This is a genomic window from Terriglobus roseus, from assembly GCF_900102185.1.
GTDB lineage: Bacteria > Acidobacteriota > Terriglobia > Terriglobales > Acidobacteriaceae > Terriglobus > Terriglobus roseus_A.
On sequence record NZ_LT629690.1, the window covers coordinates 740035 to 757154 of the forward strand.

20 protein-coding genes are annotated in these 17120 nt (G+C 60.2%); 3 read left to right on the forward strand and 17 right to left on the reverse strand.

The window, feature by feature from the left end; genetic code table 11:
* Positions 1 to 80: 80 nt before the first annotated feature.
* The 8 genes from BLT38_RS03365 to aroE form a co-directional block, all read right to left on the reverse strand.
* Positions 81 to 1535, reverse strand: a complete 1455-nt coding sequence (locus tag BLT38_RS03365; protein ID WP_231966711.1) for a cation-efflux pump — start codon at positions 1533 to 1535, stop codon at positions 81 to 83.
* A 132-nt stretch (positions 1536 to 1667) separates the two neighbouring features.
* Positions 1668 to 3140, reverse strand: a complete 1473-nt coding sequence (gene ampH / locus BLT38_RS03370) for a D-alanyl-D-alanine-carboxypeptidase/endopeptidase AmpH (protein ID WP_172838130.1) — start codon at positions 3138 to 3140, stop codon at positions 1668 to 1670.
* Between the two features lie 168 nt (positions 3141 to 3308).
* Positions 3309 to 4289, reverse strand: coding sequence for an outer membrane beta-barrel protein (locus tag BLT38_RS03375; protein WP_083343917.1), 981 nt, complete (start codon positions 4287 to 4289; stop codon positions 3309 to 3311).
* Positions 4290 to 4511: 222 nt separating this feature from the next.
* Entirely contained in the window at positions 4512 to 5558 is a 1047-nt protein-coding gene (gene mqnC / locus BLT38_RS03380) for a cyclic dehypoxanthinyl futalosine synthase (RefSeq protein ID WP_083343918.1), read from the reverse strand.
* Positions 5559 to 5563: 5 nt separating this feature from the next.
* Positions 5564 to 5761 (reverse strand): DUF3565 domain-containing protein, encoded by a 198-nt coding sequence (locus BLT38_RS03385; RefSeq protein WP_197674922.1) that lies wholly within the window; start codon positions 5759 to 5761, stop codon positions 5564 to 5566.
* Complete coding sequence (locus BLT38_RS03390; RefSeq protein WP_083343919.1) at positions 5758 to 6174, reverse strand: hypothetical protein; 417 nt, start codon at positions 6172 to 6174, stop codon at positions 5758 to 5760. Before BLT38_RS03390 ends, BLT38_RS03385 begins: the two co-directional genes overlap by 4 nt.
* Positions 6175 to 6191: 17 nt before the next feature.
* On the reverse strand, positions 6192 to 6671 hold the full coding sequence (locus BLT38_RS03395; RefSeq protein ID WP_083343920.1) for a vitamin K epoxide reductase family protein: 480 nt from the start codon (positions 6669 to 6671) through the stop codon (positions 6192 to 6194).
* A 104-nt stretch (positions 6672 to 6775) separates the two neighbouring features.
* Complete coding sequence (gene aroE / locus BLT38_RS03400) at positions 6776 to 8293, reverse strand: shikimate dehydrogenase (RefSeq protein WP_083343921.1); 1518 nt, start codon at positions 8291 to 8293, stop codon at positions 6776 to 6778.
* 81 nt (positions 8294 to 8374) lie between these two features.
* On the opposite strand from aroE, the gene BLT38_RS03405 reads away from it, so the two are divergent.
* Both BLT38_RS03405 and cyaY read left to right on the forward strand, forming a co-directional pair.
* Positions 8375 to 8869 (forward strand): single-stranded DNA-binding protein, encoded by a 495-nt coding sequence (locus tag BLT38_RS03405; protein ID WP_083343922.1) that lies wholly within the window; start codon positions 8375 to 8377, stop codon positions 8867 to 8869.
* An 86-nt stretch (positions 8870 to 8955) separates the two neighbouring features.
* Positions 8956 to 9282 (forward strand): iron donor protein CyaY, encoded by a 327-nt coding sequence (gene cyaY / locus BLT38_RS03410; protein ID WP_083343923.1) that lies wholly within the window; start codon positions 8956 to 8958, stop codon positions 9280 to 9282.
* Positions 9283 to 9354: 72 nt separating this feature from the next.
* Here the strand turns inward: cyaY and pgeF are convergent, their stop codons facing one another.
* From pgeF to BLT38_RS03450, 8 genes are all read right to left on the reverse strand, one after another.
* Positions 9355 to 10458 carry a peptidoglycan editing factor PgeF gene (gene pgeF, locus BLT38_RS03415; RefSeq protein WP_231966712.1) on the reverse strand — a complete coding sequence of 368 codons (1104 nt, stop codon included), beginning with the start codon at positions 10456 to 10458 and terminating at the stop codon, positions 9355 to 9357.
* A gap of 12 nt (positions 10459 to 10470) precedes the next feature.
* Complete coding sequence (locus tag BLT38_RS03420; RefSeq protein WP_083343924.1) at positions 10471 to 10725, reverse strand: hypothetical protein; 255 nt, start codon at positions 10723 to 10725, stop codon at positions 10471 to 10473.
* Entirely contained in the window at positions 10722 to 11294 is a 573-nt protein-coding gene (locus tag BLT38_RS03425; RefSeq protein ID WP_083343925.1) for a DUF420 domain-containing protein, read from the reverse strand. Before BLT38_RS03425 ends, BLT38_RS03420 begins: the two co-directional genes overlap by 4 nt.
* Before the next feature lie 10 nt (positions 11295 to 11304).
* Positions 11305 to 12249: a heme o synthase gene (gene cyoE, locus BLT38_RS03430; RefSeq protein WP_083343926.1), complete on the reverse strand. Its 945-nt coding sequence runs from the start codon at positions 12247 to 12249 to the stop codon at positions 11305 to 11307.
* A 47-nt stretch (positions 12250 to 12296) separates the two neighbouring features.
* Positions 12297 to 13433 carry an AI-2E family transporter gene (locus BLT38_RS03435; protein WP_419865768.1) on the reverse strand — a complete coding sequence of 379 codons (1137 nt, stop codon included), beginning with the start codon at positions 13431 to 13433 and terminating at the stop codon, positions 12297 to 12299.
* A 49-nt stretch (positions 13434 to 13482) separates the two neighbouring features.
* Complete coding sequence (locus BLT38_RS03440) at positions 13483 to 14046, reverse strand: shikimate kinase (RefSeq protein ID WP_083343927.1); 564 nt, start codon at positions 14044 to 14046, stop codon at positions 13483 to 13485.
* A gap of 309 nt (positions 14047 to 14355) precedes the next feature.
* Complete coding sequence (locus tag BLT38_RS03445) at positions 14356 to 14628, reverse strand: hypothetical protein (protein ID WP_083343928.1); 273 nt, start codon at positions 14626 to 14628, stop codon at positions 14356 to 14358.
* Positions 14628 to 15284 (reverse strand): RNA polymerase sigma factor, encoded by a 657-nt coding sequence (locus BLT38_RS03450; RefSeq protein ID WP_083343929.1) that lies wholly within the window; start codon positions 15282 to 15284, stop codon positions 14628 to 14630. The genes BLT38_RS03445 and BLT38_RS03450 overlap by 1 nt, the downstream gene beginning before the upstream one ends.
* A 268-nt stretch (positions 15285 to 15552) precedes the next feature.
* On the opposite strand from BLT38_RS03450, the gene BLT38_RS03455 reads away from it, so the two are divergent.
* Positions 15553 to 15948: a putative quinol monooxygenase gene (locus tag BLT38_RS03455; protein ID WP_083343930.1), complete on the forward strand. Its 396-nt coding sequence runs from the start codon at positions 15553 to 15555 to the stop codon at positions 15946 to 15948.
* A gap of 15 nt (positions 15949 to 15963) precedes the next feature.
* Here the strand turns inward: BLT38_RS03455 and BLT38_RS03460 are convergent, their stop codons facing one another.
* Entirely contained in the window at positions 15964 to 17013 is a 1050-nt protein-coding gene (locus BLT38_RS03460; RefSeq protein ID WP_231966713.1) for a ThiF family adenylyltransferase, read from the reverse strand.
* Between the last annotated feature and the right edge of the window lie 107 nt (positions 17014 to 17120).

A 17120-nucleotide genomic window follows, 5' to 3' on the forward strand; every position in this document is an offset into this window, starting at 1 on the left:
GTTCTCGACGCTACGCGTGGACGAACTGCGTTCGTATGAGCTTCGCGTTGCGAAGCCTGGTCGTGCGTCTCAAACGCGAGCTAGCGGTCGTTGTCCGTGGCTGGTTCGGGGTGGATGAGGAGGCGGTCGACCTCAGGGCGCTCGCGGAGGAAGGCGGCTTCCATCTGCGTGATGACGCGGTGGACGATGCCCATGGGCAGGTCGTCGTCCATGGAGCAGTGGCAGCTCATTTGGAGATGGTCGCCGCTGCGGAGGGTGACGATGTTATGGACATCGAGAACCTCAGGGAAGCCTTCGGCGGCGCGGCGGACGGCGTCTTCCAGGTCGCGGTCGTGCTGCAGGCGGACGGCGGGTTCGATGGTGCTTTCTTCTGACTCGATGTGCGTGATGACGGAGCGGATTTCGGGGACTTCCTGCTTCATCTCCGACTCGACGCGGGTGACGGTGTCATGTGCGTCGCGGAGTGGCATGTGCTCGGGGAGTTCGAGATGGAGTTCGACGGCTAGGCCGCCTTCGACGTCCTGCACGGAGACGTCGTGGATGGAGAGGTTGTTGCGCAGGGCTACGGCGCGGACGCGGTCAAAGACGCTTTCGCTGCGGCCCGCGTAGGGAATGGTGCGGATCACGACGTCGGTGCCGGGCATGGTTTTCTGCACGGCTTCGGTGGCGGTGGCGACGATCTGCTGCGAGCGCTGGAGGGTGGTGTTGCGACGAATGCCGATGGCGACGTCGGCGAAGTAGCGTGTGCCGGCGCGTCGCATGCGGAGGTTGTTCACTGAAGCCACGCCTTCGACGTTGCGGATGGCGTCAACGAGTTGCTTGCGCATCTCCGGGGTGGTGGCGTCGAGCAGGGCGTCGACTGTTTCGCGCGCGAGAGTGTACGTGACTTTCAGGATGATGAGCGAGACGACGAGCGCGGCGATGGGGTCGGCAAGTTCCAGCGCGGGGATGCCGAGGCGTTTGCCGAGGAAGGCTGCGAGCAGGCCAATGAGGACCGCGGTGCCGGACCAGATGTCCGTGCCGAAGTGCAGGGCTTCGGCTTCGAGGGCCTGGGAGTGGGCTTCCTTGGCGACTTTGGCGAGGGCGCGCGAGCGTGTGTAGTCGACCGCGATGGAGAGCAGCAGGACGACGACGGGCCAGATGGAGGCTTCCAGATCGAGGCTCTGGCCGTGGGCGTAGCGCAGGATGCGGTGGATTGCCTCGTAGACGATCCAGATGGACGAGGCGAGCATGAAGCCGGTTTCGATGAAGGCCGACAGGCTTTCCACGCGGCCGTGGCCGTAGGTGTGGTCCTCGTCGGCCGGGCGGTCGGAGAGTCGAAGGCTGAAGAGTGTGAGGCAGGAGGCGACGAGATCGATGGCGGAGTGCGCTGCCTCGCTGAGCATGCCGAGCGAGCCGGTGGAGAGGCCGGTGATGATCTTCAGCAGCGTGATGCCGCTGGCGGCCAGGACACTGCGCAGCGCGGTGTTGCGCTTCAGCTCAGAGGCTTCGGCCAGGCTCGGTTCCATTTCGGGGGTGGTCTGGCCGGAACGCATGGAGTATCAGTGTACTTCGTATGGTTCTCCACGCTGCGCGTGGACGAACTTCGTTCGTATGAGCTTCGCGTTGCGAAGCTGGCCCCACGTCTCAGGAGCGAGACGTGAGGCACCCGAGTTTTGGGTAGTTATTTACCGCTGTTTGTGATGGACGGTGTGCGGCTTTGGTTTTGCGCTTCCAGTGCTGGCGGTGGTTCGCTTGGCCGTTGTCGACTTGGCCGGTTTTGCGGCTGGCTTTGCTGCTGCAGCGGCGTGTGTTGGCTTCGCGGACTTTGTTGTCTTGGCGGAGGCTTTGCCGTGGCGGATGCCGCGAAGTTTTGCGTTGGCCTCGCGGAGTTCCTCAGCAGTGAGTTCACGCTCGGGGTCGTTCATGTCTTCCGGCACAGGAGGCAGGTTCACCATGGCCAGGAGCATGTCGTTGGCTTCGCGGAACATGTTGCCAGCGGGGCGTCGGCCATCGGTACGTGCGAAGAAAACGCCTACGTGACGTGCGGGATTGAGTGCGATGTAGGTCTGGAAGCCTGCGCCGCCACCGGTCTTCTGCACGATGCGCGAGGGACCGTAGTCCTTGTTGATTTCGATCCAGCCGAGGCCGAGACCGTCGGGCAGACCTGCGTGTCCGAGACCCTGAATGCTGTGGAGGTTGGCGGGGTCGATGACGGTTTGCGTGGCGAGTTCGTTGGCGTGGACGGGGACCCCAGGCAGGTTGAGGAAGTAGCGCAACATCTTCGCCATGTCCTGCGCGGTGGAGTACATGCCTCCGGAGCCTGCTGCGGCCTGCGTGTCCGTGCATTCGATGGGTTCGTGCATGCCCCCCATCAGGCGGCTGCATTCGTCCGGTGTGGGCGTGAGGGTGGTGTCTTTCAGGCCCAGCGGCTGTGCTGTCTGCTGCTGGAAGAACTGGAGGTAGCTCATGCCGCTGGCGGAGGCGACGGCGTCACCCAGAAGATCAAAGCCGATGTTGGAGTAATGCGCAGCGGTTCCGGGCTGCGAACGCATGCGGTACTGCGGCAGCCACTGCCAGCGGTAGTCGAAGTCCGGGAAGGTGAAGTGTGCTGCGCCCTGCGGTGGGTATGCAATTTCGCGCGGCATGCCTGCGGTGTGTGTGGCGAGATCGATCAACTCAACCGGGCGATCAGCGGGGCCGCGCGCTGTCATGGTGGGTACAGTCACGTTCTGCGGAGCGAACTTCTGCAGCGGGTCGTCGAGCGACACCTTTTTCATGGCGACGAGCTTGGAGAGCAGGTCCGTCGCGAGGATCTTGGAGATGGAGCAGAGGCGGAAGAGGGTGTCAGCTTGTGGGGTGTCGTGGTTTGCGGGGGAGACGTGTCCGTAGCCCGCCATCCATGTTTCATCGCCACGGACGACGACAGCGATCATGCCGGTGGAGGCGGTGCGCTGGAAGATGCGGTAGGCGTAGTCGTTCGCGGTCTCGATGGGCGGCCCGAGTGGTTCGGGCTTGGGCTTCTTCTGCGCCTTGGCTACGGCTGCAGCCTGTGCCTTCTTCTGCTTTTCTTCCTGGTGGCGAAAGTATTTGCAGCCCTGAAGTGAGCTGGTGACGGCGACAAGAGCAAGGCAGAGGGAAGCAGAACGGCGACGCGACAACAGAACTCCAGAAGAATTGGACTGATTTCAGGCTAACGGATGGGATGCGGTGGAAAGCGGTGCGTTGGACGATGTGGGGAATCTGGCGGGGAACACCTTAGTGGATTACAAAAATACGAAGCCCCGTCTGTTGGACTCAGACGGGGCCTGCGAAGTTAGAGGAACGAGTTAGAAGCGGAGACCGAAGGTAACCGGGATGTAGCCGGTGTGACGACGGTTGAAGGGGAAGAAGGGATCCTGCGCGAAGCCTTCATCCTTGATGGGCACCCAGTGGTAGCGCGCGTCTACGAAGAGGCGTTCGCTGGAAAACTCGCTGAGTTTGTAGGTGAGACCGAAGCCGACGTTCCAGCCGAAGGCGTTGGCGCTATACGAATCGAAGTTGTATGTGCTGTAGAAGGTCTGGCAATAGTAGTAATTGCAACCTGTTTGCGCGGTGGGCAGCGTGAAGTTGGTGCTCTTGCGATACCAGCCACCACCGCCTGTCACGTAAGCGCCCATCTTGCTGCGCGGATCCGAGAAGTTGACGATGGGGTTCACCGTCAACGAAAGCACGTGCGCATTGGCGTCGAAACCGGCTAGGTCGTTCGGGCCGTAACCGTATTGCTCAATGTAGTTCAGTACGTTGTTGTACTCGTAGTTGATGGCTCCGCCGGTGACGCCCATGCGGTCATAGTGGAACTCGCCGAGGACGCCGAACATGCGGTTGAAGTTCCATCCACCACCGAAAGCAACCGTCCAGCTAGGGGTGTAGTACTTTGCCGTGTCGCCGGTGGGGACGGTCATGCCAGCGCCTGCCATGAAGGCGATTTTTGTCGAACCATCAGCATTGTGCAGGTGGTCCTGATAGCGCGAACGTCCGTACGAGCGGCGTCCCGGAGGCGGCTGTGTGCCGGTGTCAAAGTGCAACGACGCGGAGGGATCTGCCGCTGCAATCGCATCATCTGAGCTGCTGCTGATGCCGGAAGGCTGGTAGTGGAAGTCGTCTGAGGAGACGCTGACAGCATTGGGATTGAAGAGGGGAGCTGGCGTGAGGGATTTTGGGGTGTCCGGTGTCGATGGGCCTGCAGCCAAGGCGGTTGGAGCAAGCGAAATCGCTGACAGAGCCACCGCTGCAGCACAGAGGCCATGAAGATAAAAGGACCGTTTCATAGGGATCACTGAACTCCTGTAAGTAAAGCCGTGCGTATGTCAGAAACACGCTTGTTTCGATTTAGTTGTGGGACGCTCCGTGCGCCATTTTGGCTTCCTGAGAATTTAGATGCTTCTGGAGGGATAAACCCACGGATTTTCGGGATGGGGGTGCTTTGAGCATTTTCATCGCCCAAAATGCATGATGCCCAGGTGGGTTTTCACCTGGGCATCTGAATCGGATTAATTCAGGAAGTAAGTGGTGTAGAGGGTGTCGCGCTGCACTGGTTTGAAGCCTGCTCCGCGGATGATGCGGCGAAGCTCCTCTTCCGTGGTGCAGTTGGCGGTGCCTGCCGCCTTGACCACGTTTTCTTCCAGCATGACGGAACCAACATCGTTGCCGCCGAAGCGGAGGCCCATCTGCAGCACCTTCAGGCCCTGCGTGACCCACGAACTTTGCACGTTGTTGATGTTGTCCAGGTACATGCGGCTGATGGCGAGAGTCTTCAGATATTCGACGCTCGTAGCTTCGTCCCATCCGCGACCACCGAGGGCGGTGTTGTGCGGCTGGAAGCTCCAGGGGATAAATGCGGTGAAGCCACCGGTTTCTTCCTGAAGCTGGCGTACCACTTCGAAGTGGTTCACGCGCTGCTCCATGGTTTCACCCACACCGAACATCATGGTGGCGGTGGTGCGCATGCCGAGCGAGTGTGCCGTGCGATGGACGCTGACCCAGTCTTCTGTGCGGCACTTGAGGCGTGCGATGCGCTTGCGGACATCGTCGTCAAGAATCTCAGCGCCACCACCGGGGATGGACTGCAGACCTGCATCGCGCAGACGCATGATGGTGTCGCGCAGGCTGATTTCGCTGTACTCCGCAATGGCGAGGATTTCGCTGGCGGAGAGGCAGTGCAGCCAGATGTTGGGGAAGCGCGTCTTGATGCCGGTGAACAGCTTCTCAAACCAGTCGATCTTCAGGTCAGGGTGAATGCCGCCCTGCATCAGCACGCCGGTGCCGCCCATCTCTTCTGTTTCGCGAATCTTGTCGTAGATGGTGTCGAAGTCGAGGATGTATCCTTCGCTGGCGAGCTTGCCCTTCAGCGGACGATAGAACGCGCAGAAGGTGCAGTATTCCGTGCAGAAATTGGTGTAGTTGATGTTGCGGTCGATGATGTAGCTGACCACACCTTCGGGATGCAGGCGGCGGCGCACTGCGTCGGCTTCCATGCCGATGCCGATAAGGTCGTCTGAAGCGAAGCAGTCAAGGGCCTGTTGCCGCGTGATTCCCATGCTTTTTAGTTTACCGCTTGCTCACAGAGCTTGCAGAGAAGGGTGTGGCCCAGCATGGACTGGCGGCCTTCTTCTGTCTGTGTCCAGGGGCGGGATTGCCAGGGCGGATCGTGGCGGACGTGCTGCGTGTGGCCGCAGGCGAGGTCGGCGATCCAGTGGCCTTCTTCGTCCTGATGGAAGCCGGTGATGGGCTGCGGGATCATGCGTGGCTGCCGAGCAGATGGATCAACGAGCCGTAGAGCACCAACAGGCAGATGCACAACACCACGAGGATAGAAATGAGCACTACCAGCAGCCGCATCTTCGCTGCCATCGCGTTCATCTGTTGTTTTGTGGCTGTGATCTGCGTTGCCTGTGCCTCGGTGATGGACCGTAGGCGCGCTACGTCAGACGAGAGATGGCCGAGGCGTTCGGTATTGGCGGCTAGCGCGTCGGATAGTTCGGCGTTGTGCGATGTGATGTCGTCGCGTACCTGCGTGGTGAATTGATCGAAGGAGGCGCGCATCTCTTCGCGTGCATTGCCGCGAGAGTTGACGAAGACTTCGAGCATGGGAACGCCGCGCGCCAGCAATGGCACGACCTTTTGCAATAACGGAATGATGTCGAGCCAGCCCATACGCTTCTTTGATGCGTTTAGATGGCGCGAATGTGGAGCCCGGTACGCGCTTTGTCGCGATTGGCGATCCAGAAGTTCAGTGCGGAGAGCAGAACGATGGCTGCGATGATGCTCTGCGACCAGACGCAGTAGATGCACCACTTCTCAATCACATACTTTTCAAGATAGGTGAGGATCAGTGCGCAGAAGCAGCCGATCTGTGCGGCTTCAAAGGTGAGGAAGTCGCGGCCCAGGAGCGCGAGGATGGCGATCAGAACGTAGCCGATGATGCCGATGGTGGCGACGGGGATATGGCCCTTGCTGTTGGGGTCTTCATCGAAGCCGCGCGCGGGGAAGACGGCGAAGCGCGAGTGGTTGACGGTGCCGCAGTCCCACTGCTCTGTGACGGCGCAGGGTGGCGCGGCGTTGGGGTCCATCATGTGGACGCGCAGGGCAAGGATGGAGACGACCGTTCCGGCAACGGCGAGCAGGGCAATCAACACGCGAAGAAGACGCATACGCGTTTGACTCTATTCGGAGCAATACGGTGCGGGCAAGGTGCTTCGTACTGTTCTGGACGCTTCGGGTGGTCGAGCTTCGATTGAAATGAGCGGCTTTGTGGTTACGAAAGGGCTTCGACAACGGCCCATTGCATGGCTTCGCGCGGGGCGGGTTCGCCTGTCCATAACGTGAATTGACGGACGCCTTGTTCCACGAACATCTCCACGCCGGGGATGACGTACAGACCGTTGTGCTGCGCGAGTTGCAGTAGCGGTGTTTCGATTGGGTTGTAGACGAGGTCGAAGAAGACTTTGCCGCGCATTTCGTCTGCGGCGATGGGCGCTTCCATCGCCTGATTCTTCATGCCGTAGGGCGTGCTGTTGATGATGGCGTCGAAGGTGTGTGCGGCGAGGTCTTCGCGGCGAATGGCGTGGACGCCGGCTTCTGTTGCGAGGGCTTCTGCTCGTGCGTGGGTGCGGTTCAGCAGGTAGACGTGTGCGCCTGCATCGCGGAGGCCGAAGACGGCAGCGCGTGCTGCTCCACCTGCGCCGAGGATGAGAATCTTTGCGCCCTCGAGGGGAAGTACACGTTGCAATGGACCAACGATGCCGGGGACGTCGGTGTTGTATCCGGCGAAGCCTTCGGTGGTTTTCACGAGGGTGTTGCTGGTCTGCATCTGCTGCACTGCGGTGTCGCTGATTGCGAGGTGCGGCAGGATGGTTTCCTTAAGCGGCATGGTGACGCTGAGGCCGCGGATGTTGAGGCGATCGACCACTGCGAGGAGTTCTGCGGGGATGTCGGTTTCAAGCGGGATGTATACCGCGTTGCGCTTTGCCGTACGGAACGCGGTGTTGTGCATGCACGGTGAGAGCGAGCCCGTGATGGGCAGGCCTGCTACTGCGTAGATCGCGGTTTCCGGTGTGATGGACTCTGCGCGGTAGAGCTCTTGCAGCGTGGAGATGCTGACCTGACCGGGCGCGGTGCCTGCGTTGCCTTCCGGCGAGGCGAAGGTGAAGAGTGAGCCGAAGCGTGGGCCGAGGACGCGTGTGAGTGTGCCGCGGAAGCCCATGCTCATGGCGATGAGTCGGCCATCGGTGCCGTGGGTTTCGAGCAGGTCGATGAGTTGCAGAGCTTCCGTGATGGTTGTCGCGGTGGGGACAATCTTGCGGAAGTCCGGCGCGAAGGGGGCCATGCGATCGAGTTCGGGCGCGAGCGCGGGTGTGCCCTGGAAGTCGTGCCAGGAGAGGATGACTGCGGCGCCGTTGGCGCGGAGCGTGTCGAGCGCTGCGATGCCGAGTTCTTCGGCGGTTTCCGTCTCGATGTCGACGAGCTGGCAGCCTGCTGCTGCGGCTTCTGCGAGGATGTCGATTTGCTGCTGCGCGGTGCCCTGGAAGCCTCCGCCGTAGGGCTGGCGACGACAGGTGGCTACGGCCGTCACTTCAGGATGTTCAGCGAGGAACTTGCGTAGTTGCGGCAGTTGCGCTGCGGGGTCGGGCACGGAATCGAGACGGAACTCGAGGAAACGGCAGTCCGGAAGCGTCTGTTCGGCGAGCGAGAACATTTCCGGGCTGGAGACAGCGACGCAGATGCGTCCGGCGCGTTGGTGCAGGGATTCCGGTGTGATGACGTGCGCAGGCATTTCTAAGCCATGGTACCGGGAGCGGCGGGGCGCGGGTTTCCTTTATACTCGGTCGATAGCAAAAGGGAACGGAGCGGTGTAATGGCTAAGGGCGTAAATAAGGTAATTCTGCTGGGAAATGTAGGCAAAGACCCGGAGATGCGGGCGACCCAAGGCGGCACCGTGGTGGCAAACTTCACGTTGGCTACGGCCGATCGTCAGAAGGACCAGACTGGCAACTGGGTGGATAAGACCGAGTGGCACAACCTGATTGCGTTTGGCCGCACGGCGGAGATTGTTCGCGACTACGTGAAAAAGGGATCGCAGCTCTACATTGAGGGCAAGATCCAGACGCGTTCCTGGGACGACAAGGAAAGCGGCCAGAAGAAGTACCGTACCGAGATCATTGTGAATGACATGTCGCTCCTGGGTGGACGCGCCGGTGGTGAAGGCGGTGGCCAGTATTCTGGCGGTCGCAGCAGCGGCGGTTACAGCCAGGGCGGCGGAAATTACGGCAATACCACCAGCTTCGATCAGCGCACACCGCAGAACGACTTTGCCAATGAAGGCATTACGGACGACGATATCCCGTTCTAAGTGGGTGCGTCAGTTTGCGAGTTAGCGGGGCCTTCGGGCTCCGCTTTCTGCTTTGTGGAAAGGTCTCGTCGTAGACTGTTTTCACCATGGTGGATGAACAGACCTTTCGACGTGATTCCGATACGGCTCTCGAACAGCTTAAGCAGCGCCTGATTGATGGCGAAGACCTGGGCGGCTATGAGACGGAAGAGAACAATGGCGTGTTGAACATCATCTTCGACGCGCCCAAGGCGAAGTTTGTGTTCACTCCGAACACACCGGTGCGACAGATTTGGATTTCCGCGCTCTCGACCAGCTTCAAGCTGGATTGGGCGGAAGGAAAATTTGTGCTGCCGAAGACGGGCGAAGATCTGGATGTGCTCACGGAACGCTTGATCAAAGAGCACACGGACGACGATACGTTCGAGCTGTAATTCTTCTTAAAAAGCAAAATGCGCGAAGTTCCGTGTGAACCATGGAACTCCGCGCACGTGTGTTTTTGAAAGCTACTTTGACATGCCGATGGAGGCCATCATGCGGCCTGTGAAGCCGTCTTCTGCGCGGTGAGAGAAGAAGCGGCCGGTATCGGCTGCGGTGTCTTCTTCGAGCACGCTGATGTTCTTTTCCTTCAGGCCTGCGTCCATGAGTTGGCGGCGGTTAGCCTCCCACAGATTCAGGTGAAGCAGCGGGCCGAGTGGTGAGTGGCCGGGTGCGCGTGCCGTGAGGAAGAGGTTCGGATACTTCTCGCGGATGGGGCCGAGGTCGTAGACGTCTTTGAAGAGCGTGTCGACGTAGGCGAATTGCGATGAGAACTCGTAACGGATGTCTTCGCTGACGGAGTAGCTGCCGGGGCCGATGGATGGGCCGATGGCTGCGATGAGGTCTGCGGGGTCGCTGCCGTACTGGCGGCGCATGGTGCCGATGCCGCGTTCGACGATACGTGCGAGTGTGCCTCGCCAGCCTGCATGGAAGGCACCGATGGCGCGACGCTTGGGGTCGAAGACGAGGACCGGGACACAATCGGCAATTTGCACCGTGAGCAGAACGCCGGGGACGTCGGTGAGCATGGCGTCGGCCTTGTGCTTTGCGGGTGCAAGGAAGTCATCGGTCGCTTCTGTCGACGATGCGATGGTGCGCACGATGGGCGAGTGAAACTGGTGGAGCATGCCGAAGCTGTGGAAGCGGCTGGCCTTGATGCTCTTCAGGTAGCGCGTGCGGTTGGTGCGGACGTTTTCCGGTTCGTCATGCGCGGTAAAGCCGAGGTTCAGGTCGCCCAGATTCTTGGGCAGATGCGGGCGATAGACGCGGGTGACGCCGCCGGTGCGCGTGGAGAAGCCGTGTACGAGCGATTCAGCAGCACTGAGGTTTTCTGCGAAGAGTGGCTTGGGGTTTTCCTTGGGAGTGACGGCGGCTTTTTGGGCGAGGTCTGCCTTTTTGCCCACGAGACGGCGTGCGCCTTCGTTCCACGTGTTGCGGCGGGTGGCGCGGGTGCCGTGGGTGAGGCCGATGGCTCCCAGGATGTCATCGACGGCGGCGATGGCTTCGGGGGACTCCAGATACTCGGCGGTGGGCTTCTTCGTTGCTGCGGGTTTCTTACGTGCTGCGGTCACTGCTTGATTTTACTAGTCGGTGCGGTTGCGGTCGCCGAACCATTTGGCGATGCCCAGCAGCAGGAAAAACGTGCCGGTTGGGATGCAGCCGAGGGCGATGATCAATACCAGCCAGCCGAAGTTGTTCTTGGGCCCGTGAACGGTCATGCCACCGCTGATCCATACGCCAAGGGCGCAGAGGATGCCGACGCTTTCAATGATGGTGGAGACGCGGAGAATGGCGCGGGTGTCCGGGCGGGTGCGGCCTTTGGTTGCAGGAGTACTCATCCGTGAACGACCGCCTGAATGACAGCGACCAGAACGCCGGTGACGGAGACGTAGAGCCAGATGGGGAAGGTCCAGCGCGCAAGTTTCTTATGCTGCGGGAAGCGCTGCGTGAGCGACAGGAAGAACGTGATCAGGATCATGGGCAGCGCAACGACGCTGAGTACGATGTGCGACAGCAGCATGGGCCAGTAAGTGTTCCAGAGCAGGCCGGTGTGCGCGATGGGCAAGCGGTATTCACCATGCAATGCGTGGTTCAGGATGTAGCTGACCAGAAACAGCGTGGAGAAGATGAACGCCGTGAACATTGCGGCGCGGTGCTGCTTGATCTTGCGCTGTTTCACGTACGCAAAGCCGATGACGAGCGCGATGGCGCTGAGGCCGTTGAAGACGGCGTTCAGTGAGGGCAGGAAGAGAAGCTTGGTGTGGTTGGTGTCGGCGGGAGCGTGATAGTAGACCAGCCAGAAAAGGAAGAGGCTTGCCACGGCAGAGACGCCAAGGATGGTCGCGATGATGGACGGCGGCGTCTTGATGCGTTCCTGCTCGGGAATGGTTTGCGTGTTGGCAGTCATGGAGCCTCGGTTAAAAGAAGATGCGGCCCTGCGCGTTGAGCATCATGGCGGCCAGCAGAAGCGGAAGGTAAATGACGCTGATCTTGAGCAGGTCACGAGCGATCTTGCGGGATTCCGCGGGTGGCAGATCGCGCGTGATGCGAACGAACTTCAGCGTGTACCAGAGGTAGGCAAGGCCTAGAACGATAGCGATGACGCCGTAGATCCAGCCAGCGGTGCCGAGGTAGACGGGCCACAGGCTGACCGGGATCATCACAACCGCGTAGAAGAGCGCCTGTGCGGCGGTGGCGACGCCGCCGGGTTTGGCGACGGCCGTGACACGGATGCCTGCCTTGGCGTAGTCGGCGCGATAGAGCCAGCCGATGGCTTCAAAGTGAGGGAACTGCCATACGAAGAGGATGGCGAACAGCGCGACGGCGGGCCACTCGATGAATCCGCGAGCGGCGGTCCAGCCGATGAGTGGAGGCAGTGCGCCGGGGAATGCACCCACGAAGGTGGCGACCATGCTGATGCGCTTCAGCGGCGTATAGATTGCGACGTAGCTGATGGCCGTGAGCAGCGTGAGCATGCTGGTGATGAGATTCGTCGTGACGGCGAGAAACGCCGAGCCCAGCACGATGCAGAGCATGCCCAGAATGAGGCCGTGCGCGAAGGAGATGCGTTCTGCAGCCATAGGACGGCTGGCGGTGCGCGGCATCATGGCGTCGGTCCGGCGCTCGATGACCTGGTTCAGCGTGCCGGACCCCGCGGTGACCACGGCCATACCGATCATGGCTTCGAGGAATTGCGTGTTGAAGGGGCTGATGCCGGAACGCAGGCAGCCGAGGTAGAAACCCGCTGCTGCGGTAATCATCACCATGAGGGTGACGCGCGGCTTTACCAGCTCCTTATAGTCGGCGAAGAGGGTGCTGCGACGAGCACTCTGCGTGGCCGATATGGATGCTGCAGTGACCATTTGGGTTCCACTGTTAAGGATATCGCAGTGGTAGACCGTGACTGTCGCTAATCGAGCACGGAGAGGCGGTTGGGGTCTTCATGCTGGACGAGGTATTCATTCGCGAAGACGACCACGATGGCAGCGGTGGGCACGGCGACAAGGGCGCCGGGGATGCCGCTGATGGCGGTGCCGACGAGCAGCGAAATGAGGACGGTAACGCCCATCAGGTCCACGCTGGACTTCATGATGCGGGGGATCAGGAAGGCGTTTTCAAGCTGGATGTAGATGAGGTAGGCGGCGATGACGAGGCCCGCCTTGGTGAAGGAGTCGGCTGCGGCGATGAGGGTCACCAGGATGATGGTCACGAGATTGCCGGCCACAGGGATGATGTTGGTCAATCCCATGAGGACGCCGAGCAGCAGGAAGTAGCGGACGTTGAGGATACGGAAGGCGATGATGCTGTAAATCGCCACCAAGAGCATCAGTATCAGCTGGCCGATCAGCCAGCGAGAGACGCGCTCCTCCGCGACGAGCAGCGTGTTGGCTAGTCGTACGCGGGATTTGGGGACGACGAGTGAAAGGAAGTAGTCGTACACCTGCTGGCCTTCCAGAATGAAATAGACGCACAGGATGGAGGCGGTGAGGACGTCCAGCAGATGTTCTGCCCATAGCGGCAGGGAACTGAAGACGTATCCCGCGAAGGTCTCCATGGTGGAGGCGAGGCGGTCGTTCAGGTGGGTGAGGCCGATCTTGTCGGCCATGGGGATGCGCTGCAAGCGGGCCATCAGCACAGGCAGGCGTCCGGGTGCATCGGACAGGAAGTTGCGGAAGTCGTTCAGAACTGGCGGTAAGCCGAACCAGAACAGAAGAAACAATCCCAGCGCAATTCCCACCACAAGCGCGACCACGGCAAAGGGTTTGGGCATGCTGCGTCCGCGGATCTGGACGCGGCTGATCTTCATGACGACCGGATTGAGGACGACGGCCAGGAGACCCGAAACATAGACGATGCCCAGAACGTGGCGGATCTTCCAGAAGAGTCCCATCAGCACCAACAGGCTGACAGTGAAGACGATATGGCGGCGAGTCTCACGGAAATCGCGGGAGGGGAAGCCGGTATCTGCATCGGCCCGCTGGACGTCGGCGGACTGTGGCGCGGGCTGAAGCTCGTCAGTCAGAGGTGGTCTCCGGTGTTTACAAATGCACTACTTCCAGTGAGATGCAAGGTACCACTCTAGCGTTGATTGACGTTTAGAGTAACTGCGCGCGGATGGCCGCTACGGTCTGCTCGATGGACAGATTCTCCGTGACGATGCGGTGTGACGAGCAGCGGATGTAGTGCGGGATGCGGCGCTGAAAGCGCTTTGCGGCAGCATCGGGGTCCTGCAGATTCGGGCGGACAGCGGCACCTTCCTGCAACACGCAGCGGTCGAAGAGTACGGCGAAGGGTGCATCGAGGAAGACGACGGTGGTGTTAGGGGTCTGTTCCAGCAGGAGGCGATTGGTGATCTCTTCCGGTGCTCCTCCGCCGAGGGCGATGACGGTGTTGCGAGCGCCCAGGCTACGTGCGATGGCAGCGGATTCGCGGCGTCGGAATTCGGCTTCGCCGTGTGTGGCGAAGATCTCTTCGATGGTGGTGCCGGAGTGGCGCTCGATCAGTGAATCGACGTCGAGGAAGTTCCAGCCCAGATTGGCGGCGAGGAGGCGGCCTACGGTGCTTTTGCCCGCACCCATGAAGCCGGTAAGGACGATGCGTTCGGTAAGGAGGGTGGTGGGCGCTGGGGTCACGGCGGATTCGGCTACGAGCGTTGTCATGATGGTCTCAGGTTTGCGATTGGTTGTGTTCCGGAAAAGCGAAAGCCGCGACCTTTTGGGTCGCGGCTCAGGAGGATCGAGATTGGTCTTTGGTGTTTCTTAGTGTTTCAAGACCGCAGAATCCGCCAGGGCCGCGCCTGTAAAGCAGTAGCGGTACCAAAAGGAAGCGGGCTGGGTAAACTGCGTCATCTCTGGTGAGGAGCATACACCCGGGGCGGGTGGTGGGCAAGCAGTTTGTAAAACTCGTCGGCGGCAAATGAAAAGCGGCGTCCCGGTTGGGACGCCGCTGTAGTTCTTTACGAAATCGGTTTACTGAATGCTGTCCTTCGACGTGATTTCCCGCTCAATCTTGCCCCAGAGGTCGGAAGATGGGCCTTCGCCTTCTGGTTCCAACAACATTCGTGCGGTTTCTGCGATGTACTCCAAATCGCGGACCAGTTCGGCGGCTTGCGGGCAGTCCCGCAGAATTGCCGCGAAACGCGGATCGGCGCTCAGCTTGCCGCCCTCTGCGCGTTCGAACAAATCTGGAAGAGCCTTTTCAAACTCTTCGCAGGTCCAGCGCTTTTCATCATGCTCCGGCATTATTTTGACTCCTGCACCAAGGCGGCCTGTTCGTTCTGCCGCAGAATTTCCCGCAGTTTCAGCCGCGCCTTGTGAAGCTGCGACTTGCTGTTGCCGGTGGAGCATTCCAGCATTCCGGCAATCTCGTTGTGTTCGTATCCCTCAACGTCGTGCAGCACAAAGACCAGGCGATATCCCGGAGGCAGTGTTGCTACGGCGCGTTCCAGAGCAACGCGGTCAACGGACCCGGAGAGACGCGGGTCGCGCGATCCGAAGTCGCGCTTGGGTGCGTCTTCTTCTGAGGGGTTGATGGTCTCTTCCAGAGAGACGAGTTGAAGACCCTTCTTGCGGAGATGCATCAGCACCAGATTCACCGTGAGACGGTGTAGCCAGGTGGAGAATGCGCTTTCGCCGCGGAAAGAACCGAGTTTGCGGTAGAGGTGCAGGAAAGCCTCCTGCGTCATATCCTCTGCCTCAGAAACATTGCCCAGCATACGCAGGCATAGGGTGTACACGCGCCGCTTATGCAGCGCATACAACTTGGAGAAAGCATCCGGGTCGCCGTTTTTTGCGCGCTCCAGAGCGTCTGCCTCACCAGCGATGGGGGGATTCCGCTTGAAGTGCCCGGCAACCGGGGTCGTATTGTTTTGTGTCATTCCGTAGCCCTGAACTTCCATTGCAACCCCGGTCTGGCACACCGGTATGGTGAGCCGTCGTTCCTTGAAAGACCTGCAGGCTGTACTCCACCATACAGGACGGCTCTACGAGCCAAAATTTGCACTGATTCCGATGCGCAAGAGTAGTGGATAGCTTTTTCGGGGTCGAAGGTTGTACGGGACGGGCAAACTATCGGCATTGACCTGAGGAAAATAAGGCATATGGAGCGAGGAAGACACTGATGTCCTATGATTTGGAGCGCTCTGAAGGCGTGCGGAGGTGTGCGATATGACGCTGCGTGGTGGTTTCCTTGTTTGCGCGACGATGGTGGCCGCCTGTGTCCTGCTGGTGCAGCGATCTGCCATGGCTGCTCAGCAGGAAGGACGTTTGGTCCGAATGGCGGAACTCACGATTGACGGGGAACAACTGGACGCGTATCGGGCTGCGTTGACGGAGGAGATCACCACGTCGCTGCGTGTGGAGCCGGGCGTGCTCTCTTTACTCGCCGTGGCTGTCAAAGGGCATCCGAATCAAATCAGGATTCTGGAGATTTACCGTGACGACGCGGCGTACCGTGCTCACCTTTTGATGCCACATTTCAAGAAATATAAGAGCGAAACCGCGAACATGGTGAAGTCGCTCACGCTGGTTGAAACGGACCCGATTCTTCTGGGAACGAAGTAGCGCTGAGGTGGCAGTTTAACTGCCGATGAAGCGGGCGTAGAGCGCGCGTGCCCTGGGGACTTCACTAGTGCCTTGGATCACTGTGCGTCCGTCTGCAAAAACGCTCAGGGTATATTCGCCGTGCTGAAAACGCAGCATCATGCTGTTGAATCGCACGTTGCCGAGCGGGCTGAGACGCTGTGCGAGCGACGGGAAGTCAACGGGTCTGTGGTGCTCGTGGATCTGCACGGAGTTGCGTCCGCAGAGGGTGATGTGCGGACGGCCTTCGCCTGCCAGATAGCGGAAATTGTGTCGACCACAGACTTCGCACGTTGCGCGTGGCTTGCCTGCCTGGACCTCAGAGCGTTCGCCGGTCCAGAGATCGAATGACAGCAGTGTGCGGCGCAATGCAGAAGGCTGGTCGGTGAGGAGCTTGAGTGTCTCCGTTACCTGCAACGATGCTGTGAAGTTGACTGCGGTGTTGAGGATGCCTGCGGTATCGCAGGTTTCCACGGTGCCTCCCGGTGGCTCAGGGAAGATGCAGGCGAGACAGGCTGTGCGGAAATCGCCCGTGGGGACGATGTTCATCGTCGCCGCGTAAGAACCGATGGCGGCTGCGTAAATCCACGGAGTGCCGGTCTGGATGGCGAAGTCGTTGATCAGATAACGCGTTTCGAAGTTGTCTGTGGCATCGAGGATGACATGCGCGCCCGCCAGCAATGTGGCAGCGTTGGCGGGAGTCAGGTCAGCGATGTGGGCGTTGACCGTTACATCAGCATTAATGTCAGCGATGCGGCGGCGTGCTGCTTCGGCTTTGGGAAGAGCTTCGGCTGCGTCGGCTTCTGTGAATAGCATTTGACGCTGCAGGTTGGAGGGCTCCACGAAGTCGCGGTCGATGATGGTGAGTGTGCCTACACCTGCGCGGGCAAGGAGTCCCGCAGAAGCCGCTCCGGTGGCACCACAGCCGACAAGAACGACGTGCGCTGCGGCGAGTTTCCTTTGGCCCTCGGCACCGATCGCAGGGAAGAGACGCTGGCGTGAGTAGCGATCCTCTGCCGAAAATGCTTCGCTGGAAACGACTGTCACGCTGGTGCAACTCCTTGCTGTTTCAGTGTACGAGGTTGGACGAAAAGTGGGAGCGAACCCGAAGGAGTGAACCTGCATCCAACCGCTCCATATCTGGGGTTTTGGGT

What these genes read in the sequence shown, in the direction of transcription:
- BLT38_RS03365 (WP_231966711.1), bottom strand. Translation starts at nt 1,535, where the DNA reads ATGCGTTCCGGCCAGACCACCCCCGAAATGGAACCGAGCCTGGCCGAA.
- BLT38_RS03375 (WP_083343917.1), bottom strand. Translation starts at nt 4,289, where the DNA reads ATGAAACGGTCCTTTTATCTTCATGGCCTCTGTGCTGCAGCGGTGGCT.
- mqnC (WP_083343918.1), bottom strand. Translation starts at nt 5,558, where the DNA reads ATGGGAATCACGCGGCAACAGGCCCTTGACTGCTTCGCTTCAGACGAC.
- BLT38_RS03385 (WP_197674922.1), bottom strand. Translation starts at nt 5,761, where the DNA reads ATGATCCCGCAGCCCATCACCGGCTTCCATCAGGACGAAGAAGGCCAC.
- BLT38_RS03390 (WP_083343919.1), bottom strand. Translation starts at nt 6,174, where the DNA reads ATGGGCTGGCTCGACATCATTCCGTTATTGCAAAAGGTCGTGCCATTG.
- BLT38_RS03395 (WP_083343920.1), bottom strand. Translation starts at nt 6,671, where the DNA reads ATGCGTCTTCTTCGCGTGTTGATTGCCCTGCTCGCCGTTGCCGGAACG.
- aroE (WP_083343921.1), bottom strand. Translation starts at nt 8,293, where the DNA reads ATGCCTGCGCACGTCATCACACCGGAATCCCTGCACCAACGCGCCGGA.
- BLT38_RS03405 (WP_083343922.1), top strand. Translation starts at nt 8,375, where the DNA reads ATGGCTAAGGGCGTAAATAAGGTAATTCTGCTGGGAAATGTAGGCAAA.
- cyaY (WP_083343923.1), top strand. Translation starts at nt 8,956, where the DNA reads ATGGTGGATGAACAGACCTTTCGACGTGATTCCGATACGGCTCTCGAA.
- BLT38_RS03420 (WP_083343924.1), bottom strand. Translation starts at nt 10,725, where the DNA reads ATGAGTACTCCTGCAACCAAAGGCCGCACCCGCCCGGACACCCGCGCC.
- BLT38_RS03425 (WP_083343925.1), bottom strand. Translation starts at nt 11,294, where the DNA reads ATGACTGCCAACACGCAAACCATTCCCGAGCAGGAACGCATCAAGACG.
- cyoE (WP_083343926.1), bottom strand. Translation starts at nt 12,249, where the DNA reads ATGGTCACTGCAGCATCCATATCGGCCACGCAGAGTGCTCGTCGCAGC.
- BLT38_RS03440 (WP_083343927.1), bottom strand. Translation starts at nt 14,046, where the DNA reads ATGACAACGCTCGTAGCCGAATCCGCCGTGACCCCAGCGCCCACCACC.
- BLT38_RS03445 (WP_083343928.1), bottom strand. Translation starts at nt 14,628, where the DNA reads ATGCCGGAGCATGATGAAAAGCGCTGGACCTGCGAAGAGTTTGAAAAG.
- BLT38_RS03450 (WP_083343929.1), bottom strand. Translation starts at nt 15,284, where the DNA reads ATGGAAGTTCAGGGCTACGGAATGACACAAAACAATACGACCCCGGTT.
- BLT38_RS03455 (WP_083343930.1), top strand. Translation starts at nt 15,553, where the DNA reads ATGACGCTGCGTGGTGGTTTCCTTGTTTGCGCGACGATGGTGGCCGCC.